This window comes from Streptomyces aureus (assembly GCF_001418135.1).
In the GTDB taxonomy this organism is placed as follows: Bacteria; Actinomycetota; Actinomycetes; order Streptomycetales; family Streptomycetaceae; genus Streptomyces; species Streptomyces aureus_A.
Window position 1 is genome coordinate 25722 of sequence record NZ_LIPQ01000029.1, and the last position, 25173, is coordinate 50894.

At 71.4% G+C, this 25173-nt stretch carries 25 protein-coding genes; 13 read left to right on the top strand and 12 right to left on the bottom strand.

What is annotated here, in order from left to right:
• Positions 1-30: 30 nt before the first annotated feature.
• On the bottom strand, positions 31-1827 hold the full coding sequence (locus tag AOK00_RS03415; RefSeq protein WP_055598837.1) for an AMP-dependent synthetase/ligase: 1797 nt from the start codon (positions 1825-1827) through the stop codon (positions 31-33).
• A gap of 255 nt (positions 1828-2082) precedes the next feature.
• Here AOK00_RS03415 and AOK00_RS03420 point away from each other — a divergent pair, with 255 nt between their 5' ends.
• The 6 genes from AOK00_RS03420 to AOK00_RS03445 all read left to right on the top strand — a co-directional run bounded on the left by AOK00_RS03420 (position 2083) and on the right by AOK00_RS03445 (position 6970).
• On the top strand, positions 2083-2850 hold the full coding sequence (locus AOK00_RS03420; protein ID WP_037637491.1) for a metallophosphoesterase family protein: 768 nt from the start codon (positions 2083-2085) through the stop codon (positions 2848-2850).
• A gap of 90 nt (positions 2851-2940) precedes the next feature.
• Positions 2941-3384, top strand: coding sequence for an SRPBCC family protein (locus tag AOK00_RS03425; protein WP_055598838.1), 444 nt, complete (start codon positions 2941-2943; stop codon positions 3382-3384).
• Between the two features lie 66 nt (positions 3385-3450).
• Positions 3451-4602, top strand: coding sequence for an ArsA family ATPase (locus AOK00_RS03430; RefSeq protein WP_055598839.1), 1152 nt, complete (start codon positions 3451-3453; stop codon positions 4600-4602).
• Between the two features lie 43 nt (positions 4603-4645).
• Positions 4646-5143 carry a DUF5304 domain-containing protein gene (locus tag AOK00_RS03435; protein WP_055598840.1) on the top strand — a complete coding sequence of 166 codons (498 nt, stop codon included), beginning with the start codon at positions 4646-4648 and terminating at the stop codon, positions 5141-5143.
• Between the two features lie 66 nt (positions 5144-5209).
• Positions 5210-6151 carry an ROK family glucokinase gene (locus tag AOK00_RS03440; protein ID WP_030314421.1) on the top strand — a complete coding sequence of 314 codons (942 nt, stop codon included), beginning with the start codon at positions 5210-5212 and terminating at the stop codon, positions 6149-6151.
• A 72-nt stretch (positions 6152-6223) separates the two neighbouring features.
• Positions 6224-6970, top strand: a complete 747-nt coding sequence (locus tag AOK00_RS03445; protein WP_055598841.1) for an endonuclease/exonuclease/phosphatase family protein — start codon at positions 6224-6226, stop codon at positions 6968-6970.
• A gap of 66 nt (positions 6971-7036) precedes the next feature.
• Here the strand turns inward: AOK00_RS03445 and AOK00_RS03450 are convergent, their stop codons facing one another.
• The gene (locus tag AOK00_RS03450) at positions 7037-7720 is read right to left on the bottom strand and encodes a hypothetical protein (RefSeq protein ID WP_055598842.1); all 684 of its coding nucleotides are present in this window, start codon (positions 7718-7720) and stop codon (positions 7037-7039) included.
• Complete coding sequence (locus AOK00_RS03455) at positions 7713-8495, bottom strand: alpha/beta hydrolase (protein WP_055598843.1); 783 nt, start codon at positions 8493-8495, stop codon at positions 7713-7715. The genes AOK00_RS03450 and AOK00_RS03455 overlap by 8 nt, the downstream gene beginning before the upstream one ends.
• Positions 8496-8695: 200 nt before the next feature.
• On the opposite strand from AOK00_RS03455, the gene AOK00_RS03460 reads away from it, so the two are divergent.
• From AOK00_RS03460 to AOK00_RS03475, 4 genes are all read left to right on the top strand, one after another.
• Positions 8696-9427 carry a lysophospholipid acyltransferase family protein gene (locus AOK00_RS03460; RefSeq protein WP_055598844.1) on the top strand — a complete coding sequence of 244 codons (732 nt, stop codon included), beginning with the start codon at positions 8696-8698 and terminating at the stop codon, positions 9425-9427.
• Positions 9428-9475: 48 nt separating this feature from the next.
• Positions 9476-10690 carry a MacS family sensor histidine kinase gene (gene macS, locus AOK00_RS03465; protein ID WP_055598845.1) on the top strand — a complete coding sequence of 405 codons (1215 nt, stop codon included), beginning with the start codon at positions 9476-9478 and terminating at the stop codon, positions 10688-10690.
• Positions 10687-11361: a response regulator gene (locus AOK00_RS03470; protein ID WP_055598846.1), complete on the top strand. Its 675-nt coding sequence runs from the start codon at positions 10687-10689 to the stop codon at positions 11359-11361. Before macS ends, AOK00_RS03470 begins: the two co-directional genes overlap by 4 nt.
• Before the next feature lie 106 nt (positions 11362-11467).
• A complete protein-coding gene (locus tag AOK00_RS03475; RefSeq protein ID WP_055598847.1) occupies positions 11468-12511 on the top strand; it encodes a 2-hydroxyacid dehydrogenase in 1044 nt (347 codons plus the stop codon).
• Here the strand turns inward: AOK00_RS03475 and AOK00_RS03480 are convergent.
• The 3 genes from AOK00_RS03480 to AOK00_RS03485 all read right to left on the bottom strand — a co-directional run bounded on the left by AOK00_RS03480 (position 12508) and on the right by AOK00_RS03485 (position 17373).
• Positions 12508-14379 (bottom strand): anthranilate synthase family protein, encoded by a 1872-nt coding sequence (locus AOK00_RS03480; protein ID WP_055598848.1) that lies wholly within the window; start codon positions 14377-14379, stop codon positions 12508-12510. The two genes, AOK00_RS03475 and AOK00_RS03480, sit on opposite strands and share 4 nt — an antisense overlap.
• 104 nt (positions 14380-14483) lie before the next feature.
• On the bottom strand, positions 14484-14540 hold the full coding sequence (locus AOK00_RS41300; protein WP_073917353.1) for a trp operon leader peptide: 57 nt from the start codon (positions 14538-14540) through the stop codon (positions 14484-14486).
• A 100-nt stretch (positions 14541-14640) separates the two neighbouring features.
• Entirely contained in the window at positions 14641-17373 is a 2733-nt protein-coding gene (locus AOK00_RS03485) for an N-acetylmuramoyl-L-alanine amidase (protein ID WP_254047226.1), read from the bottom strand.
• 195 nt (positions 17374-17568) lie between these two features.
• On the opposite strand from AOK00_RS03485, the gene AOK00_RS03490 reads away from it, so the two are divergent.
• Entirely contained in the window at positions 17569-18921 is a 1353-nt protein-coding gene (locus AOK00_RS03490) for a class II 3-deoxy-7-phosphoheptulonate synthase (RefSeq protein ID WP_437441383.1), read from the top strand.
• A 132-nt stretch (positions 18922-19053) separates the two neighbouring features.
• Positions 19054-19293, top strand: coding sequence for a (2Fe-2S)-binding protein (locus AOK00_RS03495; protein ID WP_055598849.1), 240 nt, complete (start codon positions 19054-19056; stop codon positions 19291-19293).
• Positions 19294-19301: 8 nt separating this feature from the next.
• Here the strand turns inward: AOK00_RS03495 and bfr are convergent, their stop codons facing one another.
• Positions 19302-19778 carry a bacterioferritin gene (bfr, locus tag AOK00_RS03500; protein WP_030314454.1) on the bottom strand — a complete coding sequence of 159 codons (477 nt, stop codon included), beginning with the start codon at positions 19776-19778 and terminating at the stop codon, positions 19302-19304.
• Positions 19779-19955: 177 nt separating this feature from the next.
• Here bfr and AOK00_RS03505 point away from each other — a divergent pair, with 177 nt between their 5' ends.
• Positions 19956-20600: a sulfite oxidase-like oxidoreductase gene (locus AOK00_RS03505; RefSeq protein ID WP_055598850.1), complete on the top strand. Its 645-nt coding sequence runs from the start codon at positions 19956-19958 to the stop codon at positions 20598-20600.
• A 34-nt stretch (positions 20601-20634) separates the two neighbouring features.
• On the opposite strand, the gene AOK00_RS03510 is transcribed toward AOK00_RS03505, so the two are convergent.
• The 5 genes from AOK00_RS03510 to thiS all read right to left on the bottom strand — a co-directional run.
• Positions 20635-21216 carry a DUF4396 domain-containing protein gene (locus AOK00_RS03510; RefSeq protein WP_055598851.1) on the bottom strand — a complete coding sequence of 194 codons (582 nt, stop codon included), beginning with the start codon at positions 21214-21216 and terminating at the stop codon, positions 20635-20637.
• Positions 21217-21283: 67 nt separating this feature from the next.
• On the bottom strand, positions 21284-22150 hold the full coding sequence (locus AOK00_RS03515; RefSeq protein WP_055598852.1) for a deoxyribonuclease IV: 867 nt from the start codon (positions 22148-22150) through the stop codon (positions 21284-21286).
• 6 nt (positions 22151-22156) lie between these two features.
• Positions 22157-24067, bottom strand: coding sequence for a Stk1 family PASTA domain-containing Ser/Thr kinase (pknB, locus tag AOK00_RS03520; protein WP_173861494.1), 1911 nt, complete (start codon positions 24065-24067; stop codon positions 22157-22159).
• A gap of 155 nt (positions 24068-24222) precedes the next feature.
• Entirely contained in the window at positions 24223-25017 is a 795-nt protein-coding gene (locus AOK00_RS03525) for a thiazole synthase (RefSeq protein WP_055598853.1), read from the bottom strand.
• A 5-nt stretch (positions 25018-25022) separates the two neighbouring features.
• The coding region (gene thiS / locus AOK00_RS03530) for a sulfur carrier protein ThiS (RefSeq protein WP_055598854.1) at positions 25023-25173 on the bottom strand (151 nt) is incomplete at its 5' end.

Sequence of the window (25173 nt, forward strand, 5' to 3'; positions counted from 1 at the left end):
GGCCTCCGGCCGTACGTACGCCGGACCGGATCAGGCCCGGTAGATCGCCTCGATCTCGTCCGCGAAGTCCTTCGCCACCACGTTCCGCTTCAGCTTCAGGGACGGGGTGATGTGGCCCGCCTCCTCCGTGAACTGCGCCGGGAGGATGCGGAACTTGCGGACCGACTCCGCCTTGGAGACCGCCGCGTTGCCGTCGTCGATCGCGCGCTGGACCTCCGCCACCAGGTCCGAGTCGTCCCGGAGGGTGGCCGCCGTCGAGCCCGCCGGCTTGCCGTGCTCCGAGGCCCAGCGGCCCAGGAACTCCTCGTCGATCGTGACCAGCGCGCCCACGAACGGGCGGCCGTCGCCGACCACCATGCACTCCGCGACCAGCGCGTGCGCCCGGATCCGGTCCTCGATGACCGCCGGGGCGACGTTCTTGCCGCCCGCCGTCACCAGGATCTCCTTCTTCCGTCCGGTGATCGCGAGGTAGCCGTCCTCGTCGAGGGTGCCGATGTCGCCCGTGTGGAACCAGCCGTCCGCCAGCGCCTCGGCCGTCGCCGCCTCGTTGTTCCAGTACCGCGAGAAGACGTGCTCGCCGTGCAGCAGCACCTCGCCGTCGTCGGCGATCCGCACCACCGAACCCGGCAGCGGCTGACCGACCGTGCCGATCTTCTGCCGGTCCCAGGGGTTGAACGCCGTCGCCGCGCACGACTCCGTCAGGCCGTAGCCCTCCAGGACCGTGAAGCCGATGCCGCGGAAGAAGTGACCCAGCCGCTCACCCAGCGGCGCACCGCCCGAGATCGCGTACTCGCCGCGGCCGCCGAGCACCGCCCGCAGCTTGCTGAAGACCAGCTTGTCGAAGATCTTGTGCTTCAGCCTGAGGCCGAAGGACGGGCCCTGCGGGGTGCTCAGCGCCCTGCTGTACGCGATGGCCGTGTGCGCGGCCTTGTCGAAGATCTTGCCCTTGCCGTCGGCCTGGGCCTTGGCCCGCGCCGAGTTGTAGACCTTCTCGAAGACCCGGGGCACGCCCAGGATCAGCGTCGGCCGGAACGAGGCCAGCTCGTCCGTGAGGTTCTTGATGTCGGGGACGCAGCCGAGCCGGATCGGCGCCATCACGGACGCGACCTCGACGAGCCGCCCGAAGACGTGCGCGGCCGGCAGGAACAGCAGCACCGAACACTCGCCGGTACGGAAGAGCGGCTTCAGCCGCTCCACCACGTTGCCGCACTCGGCGAAGAAGGCCCGGTGGGTCAGGACGCAGCCCTTGGGGCGGCCCGTCGTTCCCGAGGTGTAGACGATCGTCGCCGGGTCGTCCGCGTTCGCCGCCGACATGCGCGCGTCGAGCAGCTCGTCGGACACGTCCAGGCCGGTCCCGGTCAGCTGCGCGACCGCGTCGTCGTCGATCTGCCAGATGCCCTTCAGCTCCGGCAGGTTCTCCTGGACCGACACCACCGCCTCCTGGTGGGCCGCGCTCTCGACGATCACCAGGGTCGCGCCCGAGTCGCCGAGGATCCACTGGATCTGCTCCGGCGAGCTCGTCTCGTACACGGGGACGGTCACGCCGCCCGCGCTCCAGATCGCGAAGTCGAGGAGCACCCACTCGTAGCGCGTGCGGGAGAGCAGCGCGACCCGATCGCCCGGCTCGACACCGGCCGCGATCAGACCCTTGGCCGCCTCGCGGACCTCCGCGAGGAACTGCGTCGCGGTCACGTCCGTCCACACGCCGTCGACCTTGCGGCCCATGACGGCGACGTCTGGGTGCTGGGAGGCGTTGCGGCGGATGAGATCCGTCAGGTTGCCGTCCGCGGGGACCTCGTACAGGGCCGGAAGGCTGAACTCGCGCAAGACTGCTGCTCCTCATCGGGCGCCGGCGCCACGGCTCTGTGTGATGCACCGGTGAAGTCCAAGAACTGGCAGGTGCTCCGTGGGGGAGAGCACGACTGGACTGCCCGGACGTTACCCATCAGTACATGGTTCCGGATAGGGGGTTCCGGCCAGATGTTCCGTGCGTCACACATGTGTGGCGGTGCTCTGCGCACAGTAATCCACAGCTTTCCAGACTCGGAAGTAACCGCAGGTGACACCCCCTAAGGTGGGCCCATGCGAGTCCATGTGGTCAGTGACGTGCACGGCAACGCCGGAGACCTCGCCAGGGCGGGGGACGGGGCCGACGCCCTGATATGCCTGGGGGACCTGGTCCTCTTCCTCGACTACGCCGACCACAGCCGCGGGATCTTCCCCGAGCTGTTCGGCGTCGAGAACGCCGACCGGCTGGTCGAGCTGCGCACCGCCCGCCGCTTCGACGAGGCCCGTGACCTGGGGCGTCGCCTCTGGGCCGAGCTCGACGTCGACCGCGAGACCGCGATCGAGGGCGCGGTCCGCCGCCAGTACGCCGAACTCTTCGCCGCCTTCCCCACCCCCACGTACGCCACCTACGGCAACGTCGACATCCCCCGCTTCTGGCCCGAGTTCGCCCGGCCCGGGACGACCGTCCTCGACGGCGAGCGGGTCGAGGTCGGCGGCCTCGTCTTCGGCTTCGTCGGCGGTGGCCTGCGCACCCCGATGCGCACGCCGTACGAGATCTCCGACGAGGAGTACGCGGCGAAGGTCGAGGCCCTCGGCGACGTCGACGTCCTCTGCTCCCACATCCCGCCCGACGTGCCGGACCTGACGTACGACACCGTCGCCCGGCGCTTCGAGCGCGGCAGCCGGGCCCTCCTCGACGCCATCCGGCGCACCCGGCCCCGCTACGCCCTCTTCGGCCACGTCCACCAGCCGCTGGCCCGGCGGATGCGGATCGCGTCGACCGAGTGCGTCAACGTCGGCCACTTCGCCTCGACGGGCAGACCCTTCGCCCTGGAGTGGTGACGGGCCCCGCGTCGCAGCGCGATAGCCTTCCGTCGGCACGTCTGTGCCCCTTTGACTTCCGCCGGACCGCACAGTGGAGGAGCCACCACGATGGCCGAACACACCAGCTCGAGCATCACCATCGAGGCGGCACCGGCCGACGTCATGGGCGTGATCGCCGACTTCGCCCGCTACCCCGAGTGGACGGGCGAGGTGAAGGAGGCCGAGGTCCTGGAGACCGACGAGGCCGGCCGCGCCGAGAAGGTGCGGCTGCTTCTCGACGCCGGCGCGATCAAGGACGACCACACCCTCGCGTACACGTGGACCGGCGGCGACGAGGTCAGCTGGACGCTGGTCAAGTCCCAGATGCTGCGGTCGCTCGACGGGTCGTACCGGCTGGCGGCGGTGGGCGGCGGTGACCGGACGGAGGTCACGTACCAGCTGACGGTCGACGTGAAGATCCCGATGCTCGGCATGATCAAGCGCAAGGCCGAGAAGGTCATCATCGACCGGGCGCTGGCGGGCCTGAAGAAGCGCGTCGAATCCGGCGTGTGAGCCCCGGAGGGGGACGGTCACGTCCTCCCGTACGAGCGCCGGGAGGGCGCGGGTAACGTCCTCCGCATGCGGATCATCCTTGTCACCGGGTCCGGCGGCGCCGGTCGCACCACCGTCGCCGCCGCGACCGCCCTCGCCGAGGCGCGGGCGGGCCGCCGGGTCCTGCTCGTCACCGAGGACGCCGATCCGCTCCTGGGCGGCGACGGCGGCGAGGGCCTCCGTGTCCTGCGCCCCGAGCCGGCCGGTGACTTCCGCCGGGAGTTCCTCGCCCTCCAGGCCCGCTCCTCCGCCGCCCTCGACCTGCTGGGCGCCGCGCCCTTCGAGGACGCCGAACTCACCGAACTCCCCGGCAGCCGCCAGTTCGCCCTGCTGCGCGCCCTGCGCGACGCCGCCGAGGGCGGCCACGACCTCGCCGTCGTCGATCTGCCGCCGCTCGCCGAGGCCCTCGCCCTCCTCGCCCTGCCCGAGCAGCTCCGCCGCTATCTGCGCCGCCTCCTGCCGCGGGAACGGCAGGCCGCCCGCGCCCTGCGCCCGATGCTCGCCCAGCTCGCCGGCGTCCCGATGCCCGCGCAGTGGCTGTACGAGACCACCGGGCGCTGGGAGGAGGAGCTGGCCGCCGTCCAGACCGTCGTCGACGCCCCCACCACCAGCGTCCGGCTGGTCCTCGAACCCGGCCCCGCCGCCGTCCGCGCCCTGCGCACCGCCCGGCTCGGCCTCGCCCTCCAGCGCCTCGCCCTCGACTCCGTCGTCGCCAACCGGCTGCTGCCCGCCGACTCCGAGGACCCCTGGCTCGCCGGACTCACCACCCAGCAGCACCGGCACCTCGCGGAGCTCCGTACCGCCTCCGGCCTCGCCGGCGCCGTCGACGAGCTGCCGCACCTCGGCCGGGACCCCCGCGGCCCCGAGGACCTCGTGCTGCTCGCGCCCGCCCGGCGCCCGGCGGCCGTCCCCGATCCCGTACCGGCGTGGTCCGTCGAGGACCGCCGGGAGGAGGACGGCGTCCTGGTGTGGCACATCGGCCTCCCCGGCGCCGTCAAGGAGGATCTGTCCCTCGTCCGCAGGGGTGACGAACTGCTTCTGACCGTCGGCGCCTTCCGCCGCAACGTGCCCCTGCCGGCCGCCCTGCGGCGCTGCACCGTCACCGGCGCGGGCCTCGTCGAGGGGGACCTCCGGGTGCGCTTCACCCCCGACCCCGGACTCTGGCCCCGCACCCCCTGAGGGGGCGTGTACCGTCGAAGTACCAGCCAGTGAGGAGTACGCCATGAGCGATTCGGACGCCTGGGCCAAGGCGTGCGCCGAGGACCTGGAGGCGGAGAAGGCCCGCCGCCGGGCGCAGCACGGGGCGGAGACCGGATCCGCCGCCGACGAGTTCCGCAAGCTCTTCGAGGCCGTCGCCGGCAAGGTCTCCGGGGGCCTCGGGAACCCGCTGCTCGCGGGCCAGGCCGCGCAGACCGTGCAGCAGCTCGTCAACCAGGCGAAGGCGGTCGTCGAGCCCGTCATCGAGCGCAACCCGCAGGTCTTCGACCACCTCGCCGCCGCCGGGAACGAACTGCTCGCCGCCTACCGCTCCGCCGTCGAGTCCCACGAGACCCGGTGGACGCGCGACGAGAAGGTGACCCCCGACGACCCGCGCGACCCCCGCCGGGACGCGGACGGGCAGGGTGACAAGGCGGACAAGGGCACCGACGGGGACGCCGATGCCCGCGACCCCAAGGACGACGAGGGGCCCGGAACCGGCCAGCACATCGACCTCGACTGATCGGGACGGCCGTCCCCCTCGGGTACGGTGGGCCTTAGCGGGGCTCGACCGAAAACTGAGGGACACATGGGACTCACCATCGGCGTCGACATCGGCGGCACGAAGATCGCGGCTGGCGTGGTCGACGAGGAGGGCAACATCCTCGACACGCACAAGGTGCCCACCCCGCCGACCCCCGAAGGCATCGTCGACGCGATCTGCGCGGCCGTGTCCGAGGCCGGCAAGGGCCACACGATCGAGGCCGTCGGCATCGGTGCCGCGGGCTACGTCGACGACAAGCGTGCCACCGTCCTCTTCGCGCCGAACATCGACTGGCGGCACGAGCCGCTCAAGGACAAGGTCGAGCAGCGGGTAGGCCTGCCCGTCGTCGTCGAGAACGACGCCAACGCGGCCGCCTGGGGCGAGTACAGGTTCGGCGCCGGCCAGGGCCACGAGGACGTCATCTGCATCACCCTCGGCACCGGCCTCGGCGGCGGCATCATCATCGGCAACAAGCTGCGCCGCGGACGCTTCGGCGTGGCCGCCGAGTTCGGCCACATCCGGGTCGTCCCGGACGGTCTGCTGTGCGGCTGCGGCAGCCAGGGCTGCTGGGAGCAGTACGCCTCCGGGCGCGCGCTCGTCCGCTACGCCAAGCAGCGCGCCAACGCCACCCCCGAGCGGGCCCAGGTCCTCCTCGGGCTCGGCGACGGCACCCCCGAGGGCATCGAGGGCCGGCACGTCAGCCAGGCCGCCCGCGCCGGCGACCCGGTCGCCGTCGACTCCTTCCGTGAACTGGCCCGCTGGGCCGGTGCCGGCCTCGCGGACCTGGCCTCGCTGTTCGACCCCTCGGCGTTCATCGTCGGCGGCGGCGTCTCGGACGAGGGCGATCTCGTCCTCGACCCGATCCGGAAGTCCTTCCGGCGCTGGCTGATCGGCGGCCAGTGGCGCCCGCACGCGCAGGTCCTCGCGGCCCAGCTCGGCAACAAGGCCGGTCTGGTCGGCGCGGCGGACCTCGCCCGCCAGGGCTGAGCGGTCCCTCGTACGACAACCGCCCGTCGCGTCCCTGTGGACGTGGCGGGCGGTTGTCGTACGTTACGTGTCATGGCGATCAGTGAGCTGCCCAACTCCCGCACCGAGGAGGACGGTTCGGCCGTCCTCCGGGTCCTGAGCTACAACGTCCGCTCGATGCGCGACGACGAGGACGCCCTCGCCCGGGTCATCCGGGCCTGCGACCCGGACCTCGTCTTCGTCCAGGAGGCCCCGCGCTTCTTCCGCTGGCGCAAACACGCCGCCCGGCTCGCCGCCAAGAGCGAGCTCGTCATGCTGAGCGGCGGCGCGACCGCGGCGGGACCGATGCTGCTCTGCTCCCTGCGGGCCACCGTGGAACGCACCGAGGACGTGCTGCTGCCGCTGACCCCGGGCCTGCACCGGCGCGGTCTCGCGACCGCCGTCGTCCGCTTCGCCGGGGCCCGGGTCGGCCTCATCAGCTGCCATCTGAGCCTGCGGAAGGACGAGCGGTACGCCCAGGCCGGGATAATCCTCGACCGGGTCGCCGCCCTGGGGACCCCGTACACCCTGGTCGCCGGCGACCTCAACGAACGGCCCGACGGGCCCGCCTTCCGGCGGCTGGCGAAGGAACTCCAGGACGGCTGGGAGGCCAGCCCCTGGGGAGGGGCGAACACCTCGACCCCCGCTGATCCGCACCAGCGGATCGACGCGATCCTCGCCACCCGGGGCGTCGAGTTCCTCGGCTGCGGGGTACCGACGGACCTCGACCCGGCGGATCTGCGGGCCGCCACCGATCACCTTCCGGTACTGGCGGCGGTGCGGGTGCCCGCGGCGCCCTGAGGTCCGCCCCGCCGTCGGCCGGGGAGCAGCTCACCGGCCGACGGACGGAGTCCGGCATCAGGACGGTCAGACGACCGCGCCGCGGCCCGGGTCGTCGAAGCCGTCGTCATCGTCGTCGTGCTTCATACGGCCCACGAGGGTCGCGAAGCCGCCGAGGAAGCCGCCGATGCAGAGCGTGGTCAGCCACCAGGTCATGTCCCAGCTGAGCAGCACGGCCACCAGCATCAGCACCGGCCCGCCGACCACGGCCAGCCAGGCGAACTTGGTCGTCACGTCCGCCTCGGGCAGCGGCGGCGGCTCCGGCGGTACGAAGTGGCCCTCGTCGGAGCCGCCGGGCGCGTCGTCCGGTTCCGCGGGGGAGTAGTCGCGGGGGCCGGCCGGGCGAACGCCGGGCGCGAAGACGACGGAGCTGCCGAGCGCGGGGCGCTCGGGACCCGCCTCGGGCTCCTCCTCCGCCCCGGGCTCCTCGTCGGCCTCCGGCGGGGTCCCGCCGGTCGTCGGCCTCGGCTTCCAGGGCGTGCCCTTCCCGGCGGCCGGCGCCGGCTTCACCGGCCGGACCTCCCCGGCGTCCTCGTCCTCGTCGCCGTCGGTATCCGGCTCCGGGAGTGACAGGTTCTCGACGGTCCGGTACGGCTTGGCCCCCGGCGGGTCCGCCGGCTCCTCGCCGTACCCCGCGACGATCGCGGCCCAGGCCGCCTCCTCGTCGATGGGCTGCGGCTCTCGCCCGCCGCCGTCCTGCTCCTCAGCCACCGCTCCTGCTCCCCTGTTCGTCGACCAGACCCGGCGCGAGACGCTCGACGAAGGCCAGGCTCTCGTCGAAGATCCGCTCCGCGTCATGGTCCAACGTCGCCACGTGGTAGCTCTGTTCCAGCAGGATCTCCTTGACGTCCGTCGAGGAGATCCGGGAGAGGATCCGGGCCGAGTCGGCGGGCGGTACGACGTGGTCCTGAGGGCTGTGGAGCAGTACCACCGGCTGCGTGACCTGCGGAAGCTCCGCGTCCACGGTCCGGAAGAACTGCCGCAGGGAGTGCGCGGCGTGCAGCGGCACCCGGTCGTAGCCGACCTCGGTGACGCCCTCCTTGGCGATGTCGCTGGCGATGCCCTTGTTCGACGGGACCAGGTGCCGGACGACCGGCAGCGCGTGCGCGGCCAGGCCGTGCACCTTGTTGGCCGGGTTGACCAGGACGATGCCCTTCACGGCGTCCCCGTGCCGGGCGGCGAGCCGCAGGGTCAGCGCCCCGCCCATGGAGAGGCCGAAGACGAAGACGGTCGCGCACCGCTCCACGAGCTCGCTCAGCGCCCGGTCGACCTCGGCGTACCAGTCGTGCCAGGTGGTGAGCTGCATGTCCTGCCAGCGGGTGCCGTGCCCGGGCAGCAGCGGCAGTGACACCGTCAGACCGCGCGCGGCCAGATACTCGGCCCACGGGCGCAGCGACTGCGGGGAACCGGTGAATCCGTGACAGAGAAGGACGCCGACCTCTCCGCCTTCATGGCGGTACGGCTCGGCTCCGGGAAGGACCGGCACCGGGGTCTCCTGTTCGCTCGACTTCGCGTTCGCCTTCGGGTGCGCCCTGGGTGCGCCGAAGCGACGGAAAATGGGGAAGGACCTTCACGGTACGCGACCGGACCGACACCGACCAGGGCCGTAGCGGGGGCCGTACCCCGGTACGGGATAAAGTCGTCGCCACGGCACACGGAAGGCATGGCGAGTTGATCTACGGCGCAATGAAGTTCTCCCTCGGAGGGTCCCTGAAGCTTGCCTTCCGGCCCTGGGTGGAGGGTCTGGAGAACATTCCCGCCGAGGGGCCCGCGATCCTGGCGAGCAACCACCTGTCGTTCTCCGACTCCTTCTTCCTGCCCGCCGTGCTCGACCGCAAGGTCACGTTCATCGCCAAGGCGGAGTACTTCACCTCGCCGGGTGTGAAGGGCAAGCTGACGGCCGCCTTCTTCAAGGGGGTCGGCCAGCTTCCGGTGGACCGTTCGGGTGCCCGCGGCGCGGGCGAGGCGGCGATCAAGGCCGGTATCGAGGTCATCCAGAAGGGCGGCCTCTTCGGGATCTATCCCGAGGGCACCCGCTCGCCCGACGGGCGCCTCTACCGGGGCAAGCCCGGCGGCCTCGCGCGGGTGGCCCTGGCCACCGGCGCTCCGGTGATCCCGGTCGCCATGATCGACACCGAGAAGATCCAGCCCCCCGGCAAGGTCGTCCCCAAGCTGATGCGCCCGGGGATCCGGATCGGCAAGCCGCTGGACTTCACCCGCTACCAGGGCATGGAGGGGGACCGCTTCATCCTCCGCTCGGTGACCGACGAGGTCATGTACGAGATCATGAAGCTGTCCGGCCAGGAGTACGTCGACATCTACGCGACCGCCGCCAAGCGACAGATCGCGGACGCGGAGAAGGCGGCCAAGGAGGCCGTGAAGGCCGAGATCGCCGCTCGGGAAGAGTCCGGCGCGTAGGCGTCCGGCGGTCAGCCGTCCCGTACGGGACGGCCGGGGGTGGGGGAGATGGCCAAGCGCGAGCGTGTCGTGCGCATGTCGGTCGAGCAGCCGCTGTGGCGGGCGCTGACCGGCTACCGAGTCCTGACCATGGTCTACGCGGTCCTGCTGTTCGCGTTCGGCCGGGACCGGTACGAGCGGCCCTGGATCGCCGTCGTCTTCCTGGCGGTGATGTGCGTCTGGACCCTCGCCACCCTTCCCAAGGTGGCGAACGCGGCCAGCTGCACCAAGCGTTTCCTCGGCGCCGACCTCACCGTCGCCCTCGTCGGCATCCTCCTCACCCCGCTCGCCGACGCCCACGCCCAGACCATCGAGGGCCCCACCCTGCCGTCGATATGGACCGCCGGATCCGTCCTCGCGTACGCGATCAAGGGCGGCTGGCGCTGGGCCGGCGTCGCCTCCTCCCTCGTCGCCGTCGCCAACATCGTCGAACGCGGCCACCCCAGCCGGGACACCCTCCACAACGTCCTCCTCGTCTGGGTGGCCTCCATCGCCATCGGATACGTCGTCGAGGTCGCCCGCGCCTCCGAGCGCACCCTCGCCCGCGCCCTGGAGATCGAGGCCGCGACCCGCGAGCGGGAGCGGCTCGCCCGCGACATCCACGACAGCGTCCTCCAGGTCCTCGCGATGGTGCAGCGGCGCGGCACGGCGATGGGCGGCGAGGCCGCCGAGATCGCCAGGATGGCGGGGGAGCAGGAGGTGGCGCTCCGTACGCTCGTCGCGGGCGGTCTCGCCCGCCCCAGCCTGGTGTCGGAGGACGAGTCCGAGGGGGCCGTGGTCCGGGTCGTCGACGTGGACGACGAGCCGGACGACGACACCCCTGTCGACCTGCGCCTCCTGCTCGCCCCGCGCGCCGGGGCGAAGGTCACGCTCTCCGAGCCGGGCGCGCCCGTCCTCCTCGCGCCGCCCGCCGCCCGCGAGGTGGCCGCCGCGGTCGGTGCCGCACTGGACAATGTGCGGGTGCACGCCGGGGAGGACGCGAACGCGTGGATCCTGGTCGAGGACTGGCCCGACGAGGTGATCGTCACCGTCCGGGACGACGGCCCCGGCATCCCGGAGGGCCGCCTCGCGGAGGCGTGGGGGGAGGGCCGGATGGGGGTCGCCCTCTCCATCCGGGGGAGACTGCGGGACCTGGGGGGCTCGGCCGAGCTGATCTCGGTCCCCGGGCAGGGCACAGAAGTCGAGTTGAAGGTTCCGCGGGGGAAGGCAGGACAAGGAAGATGAGCGAGCAGCAGCAGATCAGAGTGATGGTCGTGGACGACCACCCGATGTGGCGGGACGCGGTCGCCCGCGATCTGGCCGAGGCGGGCCTGGACGTGGTCGCCACGGCGGGCGACGGCGAGCAGGCGGTGCGCCGCGCCCTCGCGGTCCTGCCGGACGTCCTCGTCCTGGACCTGAACCTGCCGGTGAAGCCGGGCGTCCAGGTGTGCAAGGAGCTCGTCGGCGGCCGGCCGGGGCTGAGGGTCCTGGTCCTCTCGGCGAGCGGCGAGCACGCGGACGTCCTGGAGGCGGTCAAGTCCGGTGCCACCGGCTACCTCCTCAAGTCGGCGAGTACGGAGGAGCTGATCGACGCCGTACGACGGACGGCGGTCGGCGACCCCGTGTTCACCCCAGGCCTCGCCGGACTGGTCCTCGGCGAGTACCGCAGGCTCGCGACCGAGCCCGCCCCGGCGGCCGGCACCGACGAGCCGAAGGCCCCGCAGCTGACCGAGCGCGAGACGGAGGTCCTGCGGCTCGTCGCCAAGGGCCTCAGCTACAAGCAGATCGCCGAGCGGCTGGTGATCTCGCACCGCACGGTGCAGAACCACGTCCAGAACACCCTCGGCAAGCTCCAGCTGCACAACCGGGTGGAGCTCGTCCGGTACGCCATCGAGCGCGGCCTCGACGACGCCTGACGCGGCCGCCACGGTCCGCCCGCGTGCAGGGCACGGCGACCTGAGGGGCCGTATATTCGCACGTGTCGCGGATATACGGCCCATTCGTCATGTTGAGGGGAAACGCGTGGAAATCCTGGCATTCGGCGTGCAGGCGGACGAGAAGCCCCTCATGGAGAAGGCCTTCGTGGGGCACCACGACATCCGCTGTCTGAGCGTCTTCCTCACCGAGGACACCGCGCCCATCGCCGCCGGCTACGAGATCATCTCCACCAGCGTCAACGCCATCCTGGACAACCGCGTCCTGCAGACCCTCGCCGCCGGCGGGACGCAGATGATCGCCCAGCGCTCCACGGGCTTCAACAACATCGACCTGGAGGTCGCCGAGCGTCTCGGCCTCACGGTCGCCCGGGTCTCGTACTACTCGCCGTACTCCGTCGCCGAGTTCGCCTGGACCCTCGCCATGGCCGTCAACCGCCGGATCGTCCGCGCCTCCAACCGGACCCGCGACTTCGACTTCCGCCTCGACGGGCTGATGGGCCGTGACCTGCGGGGCCGTACCGTCGGCGTCCTCGGCACCGGCAAGATCGGCGAGGCCTTCACCCGGATCGCGCACGGCTTCGGCATGAACCTCCTCGGCTGGGACGTCGCCGAGAACCCCGCCTGCGTCGACCTCGGCATGAAGTACGTCGAGAAGGAGCGGCTCCTCGCCGAGGCCGACCTCATCAGTCTCCACGTGCCGCTGCTCCCGTCCACCCAGCACCTCCTTGACGCCGCCGCCCTCCGCTCGATGAAGGACGACGCCATCCTGGTGAACTCCAGCCGCGGCGGACTCGTCGACACCGAGGCGCTCGTCGCCGAACTCCGGGCCGGCCGCTTCGCGGGCGTGGGTCTCGACGTGTACGAGGCGGAGGCCGGGCTCTTCTTCCTCGACAAGTCCCTCGAGGTCGTCGAGGACGACACCCTGGCCCGCCTGGTGACCTTCCCGAACGTGGTGGTCACCTCGCACCAGGCGTACTACACCGAGGACGCCGTCGGTCAGATCATCGGCACCACGGTCCGGAACGTCCTCGACTACACCGCCGGGCGGCGCAGCGAGAACGTCCTCGTCCCGAGGCTCTCCCAGGCCCTGCCGTCGCGGGGCGCGCGGGAGTTCGACGACAGGGCCTAGACCAGCACGCCGGCGAGGAGCGAGGCCGTCAGGGCCGCGCCGTCCGTCGTCAGCACCGACTCGGGGTGGAACTGCACCCCCGCGAAGCCCGGTCCGCGCAGCGCGTGCACCTCGCCGGTCTCCGCGTCCCGGCTCACCTCGATCCGGTGCAGGGCCAGCTCGGTCGCCGTCCGGTCGTCGCAGCGGGCGGTGAAGCTGTTGTAGAAGCCCACCCTCCGCTGCTGCCCGAAGAGGTCGATCCGCATCTGGGCCCCCTGGAACGGGGTCCGCTTGCGGACGATCTCCAGACCCAGCTCGGCGGCGATCAGCTCGTGCCCCAGGCACACCCCGAGCAGACCGTGCCGGTGGTCCCGCACCAGCTCGGCCGTCAGACCGCGCAGGAAGCGCATCTTCGGGTCGGCGGCGTCCGCCGGATCGCCCGGGCCGGGGCCGAGCACGACCGGCCCCTCATGGGCGAGCGCCAGCTCCCGCAGCCCCGGCTCGTCGTGGCGGAGCACCGACACCTCAAGGCCCGACGAGCGCAGCACGTGCGCCAGCATCGCCGTGAACGTGTCCTCGGCGTCGATCACCAGGGCATGACCGGACAGTTCCGCGGACCGCACCTGCATCTTCAGCCAGAACGGCGCGAGATCGGCCCGCCGCGCGTCCAGGGCCGCCCGTACGCGCGGATCGTCCGCGAGCCTGGCCGTCGCCGGGGCGGCGGCGCCGACCGGCCGCCCCTGCCGCACGCCGAGCGCGGTGAGCACCCCGGCCGCCTTGGCGTGGGTCTCGGCGACCTCGCCCGCCGGGTCCGAGTGCCGTACGAGCGTGGCCCCGACCGGCACTTCGAGCCGCCCGTCCGCCGCGATGTCGGCCGTACGGATCAGGATGGGGGAGTCCAGGGTCTGGGCGCCGCTCCCGTCCGTACCGAGGAGGGCGAGGGCGCCCGCGTAGTAGCCGCGGCCGCCCGCCTCGTGACGCTCGATCACCCGGCAGGCGTTCTGCACGGGCGAACCGGTCACGGTCGCCGCGAACATCGTCTCCCGCAGCACCTCCCGCACGTCCAGGCTGGAACGGCCCCGCAACTCGTACTCGGTGTGCGCGAGGTGGGCCATCTCCTTCAGCCGCGGACCGATCACCACCCCGCCCATGTCGCCGACCGTGCACATCATCTTGAGCTCCTCGTCGACCACCATCGACAGCTCCTCGGTCTCCTTGCGGTCGGCGAGGAAATCGAGCAGGCCCTCGGCGGTCGGGGCGGCCCCGGCCGGGTAGCGGTACGTGCCGCTGATCGGGTTCATGACGACCGTGCCTCCCGACATCCGCACGTGCACCTCGGGGCTCGCCCCGACCAGCGTCCGGTCGCCGGTGTGCACGACGAAGGTCCAGTACGCACCCCGCTCACCGGCGAGCAGCCGCCGGAACAGGGCGAGCGCGTCGGCCCGCCCGAAGCCCGGGATCTCGCCGGTGTACGTCCGCCGGATGACGAAGTTCGCGCCCTCGCCGGAGCCGATCTCCTCGTCGACGACCCGCCGCACGATCCCGGCGTACTCCTCGTCGGAGACGTCGAAACCGCCGTTCTCGACGCGCACGTCGTGCGCCGGGAGCTGCCGGAGGGCCTCGGCGAGCGGCAGCTCGCAGGACTCCTCGGCGACGAGCACGGAGAGCGGGGTGCCGTCGTCGCGGACGTCGAAACCGCGCTCCCGGATCTGCCGGAAGGGCACCAGGGCGAGCGTCGGCCGCGGGCCCACGGGCAGCTCCGCGAGGCGCTCGGCCTCGTGGACCCGGCCGATCAGGACCTCGACGGTGTCGTGGTCACGGCCGGGGGTACGGCGGCGCAGCAGGGCGAAGGGCGGGCAGGAGGGGTCGAGGAGACGGGAGAGGTCCATGAGGTGTGTCGTTCCTTCCGAGTGGAGTACGGAGAGGAACGGCCCCGGGTACGAGAAAGGCCGCCCCTCGGGCGGCCTTCGCGTGTCTGTCGGTGTACGCGCGATCAGTGGGCCGCCGGATGAGCGGTCCACCACCAGTTCTGGATCTGCGAGGCGTACATGCGAGCACTGTAACGCAGCCGGACACGGGAAGGGGCCCGGTCCGCACCGTGGACGGTGCGAGCCGGACCCCCAGGAGCCGTCGGACGACCCTCTACCGGATCAGAAGACCAGGTTGTATATCTGCCAGCCCGAGCCGACCTTGGCGCGCGTGGCGAACGGCGTCGTGAGGCTGCCGGTGCCCTTGTACGACCACAGGGTCCCGGTTCCGTCGCGGCCGATCAGGTCGACCTTGCCGTCACCGTCCAGATCGCTCGGACCCACGATGGTGTTGTAGGCCTGCCAGCCGGCCCCGACCCTGGTGCGCGTGGCGAACGGCTGCGTGACGCTGCCGGTGCCCTGGTACGACCAGAGGACACCGGAGGCGTCCCGGGCGACGAGGTCGGCCTTGCCGTCGCCGGACAGGTCACCGGTGCTGACGATGGCGTTGTAGGCCTGCCAGCCGGCACCGACGCGGGACCGCGTGGCGAACGGGGCCGACGGGACACCGGTGCCCTTGTACAGCCACAGCACCCCGGACTTCTCGCGGGCGATCAGGTCGGGCTTGCCGTCGTTGGTCACGTCCCGGACACCCATGATCCGGTCGTAGGCCTGCCAGCCGCTGCCGACCTGCAGACGGCCCTTGAACGGCGACGACGGGTTCGCGCTGCCCTGGTAGTACCAGAGCACACCCGAGGCGTCACGGGCGACGGCGTCACCGGTGCCGTCGGCGCGGAGCGCGGTCATCGGGGTGATGGTGTTGTACGCGTTCCAGCCGCTGCCCACCCGGTACCGGGTGAGGAACGCGCCGCCGCCCATGCCCTGGTACTGCCAGAGGACACCGGAGGCGTCCCGGGCGAGGAGGTTGTAGCGGTTGTTCGTGGCGACGGGGGTGGCGCCGGGCGCCTCCGCGATGTCGCTCTGCTTCACCCAGACGATCTTGTGGTGGTAGCGGATCGGCACGAACAGCGTGGCGCCGATGACGTTCTTCTGGGCGGAGCCGAACCAGTCGTCACCCTTCACCGCCGGGCCGGCCTTCACATAGGCCTGGCCCACGGGGAGGGAGAACTTCGACAGGGAGGCGTTCTCGTCACCCGGTGCGGAGAGCCCGGCCGCGGTGTAGGCGGCGGTCTCCGGGAAGGAGCGGCCGTAGACCTTGACCGAGGCCAGGCCGGACTTCACCTTCACCGTGGTGCCGTTCACCGGCGCGGTGTACTGGCCACCGGGGTTGTGGAACCAGGCCTTCTGGCCCGCGAACCAGATCGCCGTCCAGTCGGTCCGGGCCTCCGCCACGACGTACGTGCCGCCGGCGCGGACCTTGTTGGCGTAGTTCGAGCCCTCGGTCGCTCCCGAGGTGAAGTACGGGTCCTTCAGCGTCGTCCCGCTCGTCGACGGCGTCGTGTACAGGTAGCCGAAGTTGGACGGACGCGCCGGGACGGCCGTGCCGCCGACGGTCAGCTTCGGCTGGTTGGCCGTGGTGAACGGCGGCACCACACGGACCACCTGGCCGGCCTTGAGCAGGCCGCCCGCGCCCTTGTCGCCCTGCGGGGCGCCCAGGAGGGACATGTAGTAGTTCCAGTCCCAGTACGGGCCGGCGTCCCAGTGGAGGTTGGCGAGGCCGGTGTCCGTCTGGAGCGCGACCTCGTCGTGACCGATGATGTGCTCACGGTCGAGCGGCACGTTGTAGGTGGTCGCGAGGTACTTCACCAGGGCCGCGGAGGAGCGGTACTGGGGCTCGGTGTACCAGCTGCCCTCCTTGATGGCGTAGCCCTCGTGCTCCACGCCGATGGCGTGCATGTTGTGGGTCCAGTTGCCCGCGTGCCACGCCAGGTTCTTGTTCTCGAGGATCTGGGTGACCTGACCGTCCGAGGCCTTGATCAGGTAGTGGGCGCTGCCCGGCACGTTCGGGTTGGTGAGGGAGTCGAGCGACCCCTGGAAACCGCCCTCGGTGTCGTGGATGACGATCTGGCGGATGTCGACGCCCTGGTTGGGGCGGTCGGCCGCGGTGTAGTTCTTCTTCCCCGCGGAATTGGGGACGCTCAGCTTGACGCTGCAGTTCAGGGCGGCGGGGCACTCGGGGAGCGCGGCCGCCGTCGTGGCCGCGAAGCTCGCCGCCAGCGGCACGTTCGACGGCTTGACCGGCTCGACCGACGGGTCGGCCGGCAGCGCGACCTGCTCGCCGTCGAGGGTGACCGCCTGCTCGCCCTCCTTGATCGACTCGAAGACGCGCTTCGCGAAGAGGTCGGCGCCCTTCTTCTCGGTGGACTGGCTGTAGCGCGCCACGGCCGGGTACCAGTCGCCCGCGTCGTCGGACAGCTCGGCGCCGGCCTGCTTCTGGTAGTCGGCGAGCAGCGCGGCACCGGCCCGGATGGAGGCGGAGGTGTCGTTCTGGACGGCCTCGGTGGAGCTGTCGATCAGCTCGGCGGCCTTGTCCAGGGTGTGGAGCCGGGGGTCGTCGGTGTCGACGAGCGCCTTCTCCAGGATCTGCCGGACCTTCGCGCGGTCGAAGGTCTTCTCGATCTCCGGCCGGCCGGAGCCGTTGAAGTGGTCGATCTGCTCGTCGGTGACCTTCTGGGCCACGTCCTCCGGCTCGACCTTCGTCAGACCCATGACGTTGTACGCGCCGGTCGTGCTCGGCTCGCCGTCGTGGGACTCCCAGCGGGTCTGGTTGTACGACACCGCCATCAGCACGCTCTGCGGCACATCGAACTCGCGCGCCGCGTTTGCGAACTGCGACTGGAGGGAAGGGTCCCCAGCAGCCTTGCCGTCGCCCGCCGCGCCGAGGAGGCCGGGAGAGGCGATCGCGATGCTGCCGATCGTGGCGGTGGCCACGACGGCGGCCGCCGCGCCGTACAAGATTCGTTTCTTCTTACGGTCCCTGCGGTGCCTCTGGGTCACGCCCACCCCTGTGATTCGACTGTTCAAAGTGAAACGGGCCAGAGGGTAACACCACTCGATGGTGTGAATATCGGCAGAGGACATTTCGGGCGCGCGTCTCAGTCACTGGGCAGGGGGACAGGACAGGACGAAGAACCCCGTAATGTGGTGCGTGTGACCGTGAACGCTGATTCCCACGCCGTCGCCAAGGCGACCTGGCGAGACCTGCCCGCGGCGCAGCAGCCCGAGTACCCCGATGCCGAGGCTCTGCGCGATGTGATCGCGGACCTCGAGTCGTATCCTCCGCTCGTCTTCGCCGGCGAGTGCGACCAGCTGCGCGCCCGGATGGGAGCCGTCGCCCGTGGCGAGGCGTTCCTGCTCCAGGGCGGCGACTGCGCCGAGGCCTTCGACGCCGTGTCCGCCGACCACATCAGGGCCAAGCTCAAGACGCTGCTCCAGATGAGCGCCGTCCTCACCTACGCGGCCTCCGTGCCCGTGGTGAAGGTCGGCCGCATCGCCGGCCAGTACTCGAAGCCCCGCTCCAAGGGGACCGAGACCCGGGACGGCGTGACCCTGCCGACCTACCGGGGCGACTCGGTCAACGGCTTCGACTTCAACGAGAAGGCCCGCGTCCCGGACCCCGAGCGGCTGAAGCGGATGTACAACGCCTCCGCCTCCACGCTCAACCTGGTGCGCGCCTTCACCACCGGTGGATACGCCGACCTGCGCCAGGTGCACGCCTGGAACCAGGACTTCGTGAGGTCGTCCCCCTCGGGCCAGCGCTACGAGCAGCTGGCGCGGGAGATCGACAACGCGCTGAACTTCATGAAGGCCTGTGGCACCGACCCGGCCGAGTTCAAGGCCGTCGAGTTCTACGCCTCCCACGAGGCGCTGCTGCTCGACTACGAGGGTGCGCTGACCCGTACGGACTCGCGCACCGGCAAGCTGTACGACACCTCCGGCCACATGGTCTGGATCGGTGAGCGCACCCGTCAGCTCGACCACGCCCACATCGAGTTCGCCTCGCAGATCGCGAACCCGATCGGCATCAAGCTGGGCCCGACCACCTCGGTGGACGACGCGCTGACGTACATCGACCGCCTCGACCCGAACCGCGAGGCGGGCCGGCTGACCTTCATCGTCCGCATGGGCGCCGACAAGGTCCGCGACAAGCTCCCCGAGCTGGTCGAGAAGGTCACCGCCTCCGGTGCGGTCGTCGCCTGGGTCACCGACCCGATGCACGGCAACACCTTCGAGGCGGCCTCCGGCCACAAGACGCGCCGCTTCGACGACGTGCTCGACGAGGTCAAGGGCTTCTTCGAGGTCCACAAGGCGCTGGGCACCCACCCGGGCGGCATCCATGTCGAGCTCACCGGTGACGACGTCACCGAGTGCGTGGGCGGCGGCGACGAGATCTTCGTCGACGACCTGCACCAGCGCTACGAGACGGCCTGCGACCCGCGTCTCAACCGCAGCCAGTCCCTGGACCTGGCCTTCCTGGTGGCGGAGATGTACCGCGATCAGTAAGTAGATACCTACGACGTCGGGGCGCGGATCCATGTGATCCGCGCCCCATCGTCGTATCCAGGGCTTTTACGGTCCCTCGGTGCCGGGTAAGGTTAGGTTAGCCTTATCGATCACGGCGGGAGGTGAACCGCGATGTACGTATGCTCATGCTTCGGAGTGACGGAGAAGCAGGTCAAGGCGCATGCCGACGCGGGCGCCTGCACGCCCCGCCAGATCGCCTCGGCCTGCAAGGCCGGCACGGACTGCGGTTCCTGCGTCCGTCGCATTCAGGCCATCCTCGGCCGCGGCAACTGCCCGCGACGCGACCTCCTGGACCAGGGCATGCCCGCGCTGGCGGCGGAGACCGTCACCGAACTCGGGGAAGCCGCTTAGGGGGAGCCTCAGCTCGGCTGCTCGATGAGCGTCGAGATGTAGAGGGCCTCACCCAGGGACTCGATCAGCTCCAGCTGCGTGTCCAGGTAGTCGATGTGGTGCTCCTCGTCGGCCAGGATCTCCTCGAAGAGGTTGGCGGAGGTGATGTCCCCCTTGGCCCGCATGACCTCGATCCCGCGCTTCAGACGGTCGATGGCCTCGACCTCGACCTGGCGGTCCGCCTGGAACATCTCGGTGAGGGTCTGACCGACCCGTACGTGGAAGAGGCGCTGGTAATTGGGCAGGCCGTCGAGCATCAGAATGCGCTCGGTCAGCTTGTCCGCGTGCTTCATCTCATCGATGGACTCTTCGCGCGTGTATTTGGCGAGCTTCGTCCACCCCTTGTTGTCCTGGATGCGGTAGTGCAGCCAGTACTGGTTGATGGCCGTCAGCTCGCCGGTCAGCTGCTCGTTGAGGAATTCGAGGACCTCGGGGTCGCCCTGCATCGCAGAGGCTCCTTCCACGTTGCGTGTCTACGCCGTCACTGGGCAGGATGGCCGCATCCTCGCACCCCGAATGGGGGGCGTCCAGTAAGTGCAGGCTTAGTGGGAGTTGCCCGAATCGGGCCAGGCCGGAGGTCTCCTGGTCATGACCACCCCTCGCCGTCTGTCACCATGGATGGCATGGGTCGGACGGAGAGCGGAGTACACCGGGAAGCGGGGCAGCCGGATCGTTCGCCGGACCTTCCGCCGGGGCAGCGGCTCCAGCGCGGCTGGCCGGTCACCCATTACGGGCCCGTCCCCAAGTTCAAGCCGGACCGCTGGGAGTTCCGGGTCTTCGGCGCGACGGCCGACGGTGACAAGCGGTGCTGGAACCACGAGGAGTTCTCGGCCCTTCCGTTCTCCTCGGTCGTGGCCGATCTGCACTGCGTCACGAAATTCAGCATGCTCGGGGCCGAATGGGGCGGCGTCCCGGCCCGCACGGTCCTCGAGCTCGCCCCGCCGGCCCCGCAGGTCACCCATGTGATGGTCTGGGCCGAGTACGGCTACAGCGCCAACATGCGGCTCACCGACTTCGCCGACGACCGTTCGATCTTCGCCACCCACATGGACGGCGAGCTGCTCACCGCCGAGCACGGTTTCCCGCTGCGCCTGGTCGTCCCGCACCTGTACGCCTGGAAGGGCCCCAAGTGGGTCCGCGGAGTGGAGTACATGGCCGCCGACCGGCGGGGCTTCTGGGAGGAGCGCGGGTACCACAACCTCGGCGACCCCTGGACGGAGCAGCGGTACTCGTACCAGGAGGAACCGGGAGGCGGCCCGGAGCTGTAGCGCTCCGGACCGTCCTTCGGTGTGGTGTCGCAGGTCAGTGGTGGTACTGGTGGACCACCGCGTGCCCCTTGCCGCGTCCGATCATCCATTTGTTGACCGGGACGGTGATCACGAAGGCGGCGGCGAGCGCGATGGCGAGCACGATCCAGAAGACGGGGTCGGACAGGTGGGCGTCCATGGCGCCGGGCCACAGGGCGATGACGCCGTTGTCGATGATCTCCATGACCGCGATGGACAGGGTGTCGGCGGCGAGCGCGACCTTGAAGGCTGTCTTGAAATCGACGCCGGCGGCCAGGATTCCGCGCAGGGTCAGCGCGTAGCCGAAGAAGAAGGCGAGGACGATCGCGAGGATCATCGTCTCCATGTTGCCCCAGCCGAGCGCGGTGCCGATGATCATGCCGAGGACCTCGCCGATGGCGCAGCCGGTGAGGCAGTGCAGCGTCGCCTTGGCGGCCATGGACCAGGAGGCCTTGCCGGGGGTGTGGTGAGCGCCGTGGCCCTCGTGGTGCCCGCCGTGCTGGTGGCCTTCGTGCCCCTCGTGTCCGGAGTGGGTCTCGTGGTCGGCGTGGGTGCTGTGAGCGCTGTGGTCGTGGTGGGCGTGCGCGTCGTGCTCCATGGGTGCCCCCAGGGTTGGGTAGCGGTTCCTGCCGTCATGTAAACCGTATACCCCCCTGGGGTATTCCTCAACGGGGGGTCGTGTCGTCCCTCAGCTTCTTGAGCAGCTCCACGTCCGCGACGTGCCCCGCCGTGCCGCCGGGCGTCTCGATGATCAGGGGCACGCCCTCGGTCGCCGGGTGACGGAGGAGGTTGCGGAACCCGTCCTCGCCGATGTGGCCCACGCCGATGTTCGCGTGCCGGTCCTTGCGGGCGCCGACGACGTCCTGGGAGTCGTTGGCGTGGATCAGCTTCAGCCGTCCCTCGCCCACGGTCGCCACCAGCTGGTCGAGCGTCTGCGCCGCGCCGTGCGGACCGGTCAGGTCGTGGCCGGCGGCGAAGATGTGGCACGTGTCGAGGCAGATCCCCAGCTTCGGGTGCCGGTCGAGCGCGTCGAAGTACGGCCCGAAGTCCTCCGCGCGCGAACAGAGCGAGAAGCCCTGGCCGGCCGTCGACTCCAGGAGCAGGTCCGGGTCGTCGTCGTGCGTCAGCTCGTCGAGCAGCGGCAGCAGCCGCTCCCGGACCTGCGCGAGCGCCACCGCGCGCGGGCGGCCGCCGGTCGCCGAGCCGGTGTGCACCACCACGCCCTTCGCACCGATCTCCCGCCCCCGCCGCAGCGAGTGCCGCATCGACTCCACCGACTTCTCCGCCGTGGCCTCGGTGTGGGAACCGAAGTTGATCAGGTACGGGGCGTGGACCCAGGCCGAGATCGACTCGGCGGCGCACTCGGCGCGGAACCGTTCGTCCTCGGCGGGGTTCCCGGGCGGGGTGGCCCAGCCGCGCGGGTTGGCGACGAAGACCTGCACGGTCTCGGCGCCGAGCTCACGGGCGTAGCCGAGGCCGACCTTGGCGAGGCCACCGGCCACCGGGACATGGCCGCCGACGGGGTTGCGCATCAGTTTCTACAGTCCCTTGATCGTGATCGTGACGGTGGAGCCCTCGGGCGCGGTGGAGCCACCCCTCACGGACTGGCCCGTGACCTCGCTGCCCAGATAGGGGAAGGACTTCTTGACCTCCACCTCGAAGCCCTCGTCCTCCAGGGCCGTACGCGCGTCGTCGACCGTCTCGCCGACGACGTCCGGGACCGCGACGAGCCGGGGGCCCTTGGAGACGGTGAGGGTGACGGTGTCGCCCTCGGCGGCCCGGCTGCCCTCGGCGAGCGACTGGGCGGCGACGGACCCGGCGGCCTCGGGGGAGTTGATCCGCTCCGGGGCCAGGACCACCTTGAGCCCCTCGTCCTGGAGCAGGGCCGTGGCGTCGGCGACGGTCCTGCCGGTGACATCGGGGACGTCGATCGGGGAGCCCTTGCTGACCACCAGGGCGACGGCCGAGTCGGGGGCCCGCTCGGTGCCGGGCTCGGGGTCGGAGCCGATCACGGACCCCTGGGCGACGGTCTCGCTGAACTGCTGGGTGATCACCCCGGCGACCAGGCCCTCCTTCGCGAGGACCTGCTCGGCCTCGGCGAGGGGCCTGTTCTTGAGGTTGGGCACCTTCACGATCTCGGGACCGCGGGAGAGGGTCAGGGCGACCGTGCCGTTGCCCCGGAGGCGCTCGCCGGGGGCCGGGTCGACGGCCATGACGGTGCCGCGCTCGTACACGTCGCTGAACGCGCGCTTCGTCGTGCCGACCTCGAGCCCGGCGTCGGTGATCCGCTTGGTCGCCTCGGTCTCCGTCTGGCCGAGCACGGCGGGGACCCGGGTGAACTGGCCGGAATTGATGTACCAGACACCGGTGCCCAGGCCGAGGGCGAGCAGTACGCCCAGGACGAGGAGCAGAGGGCCGCGCGGGGGCCGGCGACGGCGGCCGGGCACGGGCGGCTCGGGGGCAGGCAGCCGGTTCGTGTGCAGGACCTGGTGCGCGTCGGCCGCGGCCTCGGCCGGTACGGCCCGGGCGATCACGCTGGTCCGGTCGTCCGCGGTGTCCCGGGCCCCCGCCCGGGCCTGCGGGGGCAGGGCGTCCAGCTGCTCCTCGCGGAGCGCGGCGCGGGCCTCCCGCAGCAGGGCGAGCAGGGCGACGGCGTCGTACGGGCGGACCTCGGGGTTGCGGGCGGTGGCCCCCGCGACCAGCTCGTCCAGCTCCACGGCGAGCCCGGGAACGGTCGCCGAAGGGGCGGGCACGTCCGTGCTGAGGTGCTGGTAGAGCACGTGGGCGGGCGTGTCGCCGGCGTGCGGCTTGCCGCCGGTCAGCATCTCGTAGAGGACGACACCGCAGGCGTACACGTCGGCGCGGGTGTCGGCGGTGCCGTGCTCGATCTGCTCCGGTGCGAGGTACGAGACGGTCCCCAGGACCGATCCGGTGGTGGCGGTCGCCGAGCCCACCGCCCGTACGAGACCGAAGTCGGCGACCTTGACCCGGCCGTCGTCCCCTATCAGGACGTTCTCCGGCTTCATGTCCCGGTGCACGAACCCGGCCCGGTGCGCGGCGCCGAGCGCGGCGAGCACCGGCTCCAGGATGTCCAGGGCGGCCCGGGGCGCGAGGGCGCCGCGCTCGCGCAGGACGTCCCGGAGGGTGCAGCCGGCGACGTACTCCATCGCCAGATAGACGTACGCGCCCTCGGCGCCCTGGTCGAACACGCCGACGACGTTGGGGTGCGAGAGGCGGGCGACGGACTTCGCCTCGCGGATGAAGCGCTCGACGAACGCGGCGTCGGTGGCGAGGGCGGGGTGCATCACCTTGAGCGCGAGGACGCGGTCGAGGCGGGTGTCCACGGCCCGGTAGACCGTGGCCATCCCGCCGACGGCGATGCGCGCGTCGACGCGGTAGCGGCCGTCGAGCAGCCGCCCGACGAGGGGGTCCTGAAGGGTCGTGTCCACGGCGTCGAGTCTACGAGGGGGTGGGTGGGGGCTCGGTCCGTACGCCCCCGACTGCGACCCACCTGTGACGAGCCCCGCCCCCCGGCGTGGCCCGTGCGGTTGGATACCGTCCTGCGGGACGGTACCCACGGAGGTGGCGAGGGCGCGGCGGCACGTCAGAAGGCTGGGCGTTCCGGGTCCAGGATCGGGCGGCCTTCCATGGGGGACGACGCCTCCGCGAAGTGCCGGCGGGGGATCCGCCCCGCCCGGTGCGCCAGCCGCCCCGCCTCCACCGCGTGCCGCATCGCCGAAGCCATCAGGACCGGCTCCTGCGCGCGGGTCACCGCCGACGCCAGCATCACCGCCGCGCACCCCAGCTCCATCGCGAGCGCCGCGTCCGACGCCGTGCCGGCACCCGCGTCGAGGATCACCGGCACCCCCGCCCGCTCCGCGATCAGCTGGAAGTTGTGCGGGTTGCGGATGCCGAGGCCCGAGCCGATCGGGGAGCCGAGCGGCATGATCGCCGCACAGCCCACGTCCTCCAGCTTCCGCGCGAGGACCGGGTCGTCGTTGGTGTAGGGGAGGACGGTGAAGCCGTCGTCGACCAGCGTCTCGGCCGCCACGAGGAGCTCCTCCCCGTCCGGCAGCAGCGTGCGCTCGTCGGCGACGACCTCCAGCTTGATCCAGTCGGTGCCGAGCGCCTCGCGGGCCAGGCGGGCGGTCAGGACCGCCTCGCCCGCCGTGAAGCAGCCCGCCGTGTTCGGCAGGACACGGATGCCGAGCCGCTCCAGGACGGAGAGGACCGAGCCCTGGACGGTCGGGTCCAGGCGCCGCATCGCGACCGTCGTCAGCTCCGTACCGCTGGCGGCCAGCGAGCGTTCCAGGACGTCGAGGCTGGGCGCCCCGCCGGTGCCCATGATGAGCCGCGAGGAGAACTCCGTACCGCCGAGGGTGAACACGTCGTCGGACATCGCGCTCAGCCTCCCTGGACCGCGGTGAGGACTTCCACCCGGTCGCCTTCGCCGAGGAACGTCGTCTCCCATTCGCCGCGCGGTACGACCGTCTCGTTGAGGGCGGCGGCGACCCCGGAGCGGGCCTTGGTCAGGGTCGCCACGAGGGCGTCGAGG

Excerpts from the sequence above, each read along its gene's own strand:
- AOK00_RS03420 (WP_037637491.1), top strand. The coding sequence starts at position 2,083 with ATGCGAGTCCATGTGGTCAGTGACGTGCACGGCAACGCCGGAGACCTC.
- AOK00_RS03425 (WP_055598838.1), top strand. The coding sequence starts at position 2,941 with ATGGCCGAACACACCAGCTCGAGCATCACCATCGAGGCGGCACCGGCC.
- AOK00_RS03430 (WP_055598839.1), top strand. The coding sequence starts at position 3,451 with ATGCGGATCATCCTTGTCACCGGGTCCGGCGGCGCCGGTCGCACCACC.
- AOK00_RS03435 (WP_055598840.1), top strand. The coding sequence starts at position 4,646 with ATGAGCGATTCGGACGCCTGGGCCAAGGCGTGCGCCGAGGACCTGGAG.
- AOK00_RS03440 (WP_030314421.1), top strand. The coding sequence starts at position 5,210 with ATGGGACTCACCATCGGCGTCGACATCGGCGGCACGAAGATCGCGGCT.
- AOK00_RS03445 (WP_055598841.1), top strand. The coding sequence starts at position 6,224 with ATGGCGATCAGTGAGCTGCCCAACTCCCGCACCGAGGAGGACGGTTCG.
- AOK00_RS03460 (WP_055598844.1), top strand. The coding sequence starts at position 8,696 with ATGAAGTTCTCCCTCGGAGGGTCCCTGAAGCTTGCCTTCCGGCCCTGG.
- macS (WP_055598845.1), top strand. The coding sequence starts at position 9,476 with ATGGCCAAGCGCGAGCGTGTCGTGCGCATGTCGGTCGAGCAGCCGCTG.
- AOK00_RS03470 (WP_055598846.1), top strand. The coding sequence starts at position 10,687 with ATGAGCGAGCAGCAGCAGATCAGAGTGATGGTCGTGGACGACCACCCG.
- AOK00_RS03480 (WP_055598848.1), bottom strand. The coding sequence starts at position 14,379 with ATGGACCTCTCCCGTCTCCTCGACCCCTCCTGCCCGCCCTTCGCCCTG.
- AOK00_RS03495 (WP_055598849.1), top strand. The coding sequence starts at position 19,054 with ATGTACGTATGCTCATGCTTCGGAGTGACGGAGAAGCAGGTCAAGGCG.
- bfr (WP_030314454.1), bottom strand. The coding sequence starts at position 19,778 with ATGCAGGGCGACCCCGAGGTCCTCGAATTCCTCAACGAGCAGCTGACC.
- AOK00_RS03505 (WP_055598850.1), top strand. The coding sequence starts at position 19,956 with ATGGGTCGGACGGAGAGCGGAGTACACCGGGAAGCGGGGCAGCCGGAT.
- AOK00_RS03510 (WP_055598851.1), bottom strand. The coding sequence starts at position 21,216 with ATGGAGCACGACGCGCACGCCCACCACGACCACAGCGCTCACAGCACC.
- AOK00_RS03515 (WP_055598852.1), bottom strand. The coding sequence starts at position 22,150 with ATGCGCAACCCCGTCGGCGGCCATGTCCCGGTGGCCGGTGGCCTCGCC.
- AOK00_RS03525 (WP_055598853.1), bottom strand. The coding sequence starts at position 25,017 with ATGTCCGACGACGTGTTCACCCTCGGCGGTACGGAGTTCTCCTCGCGG.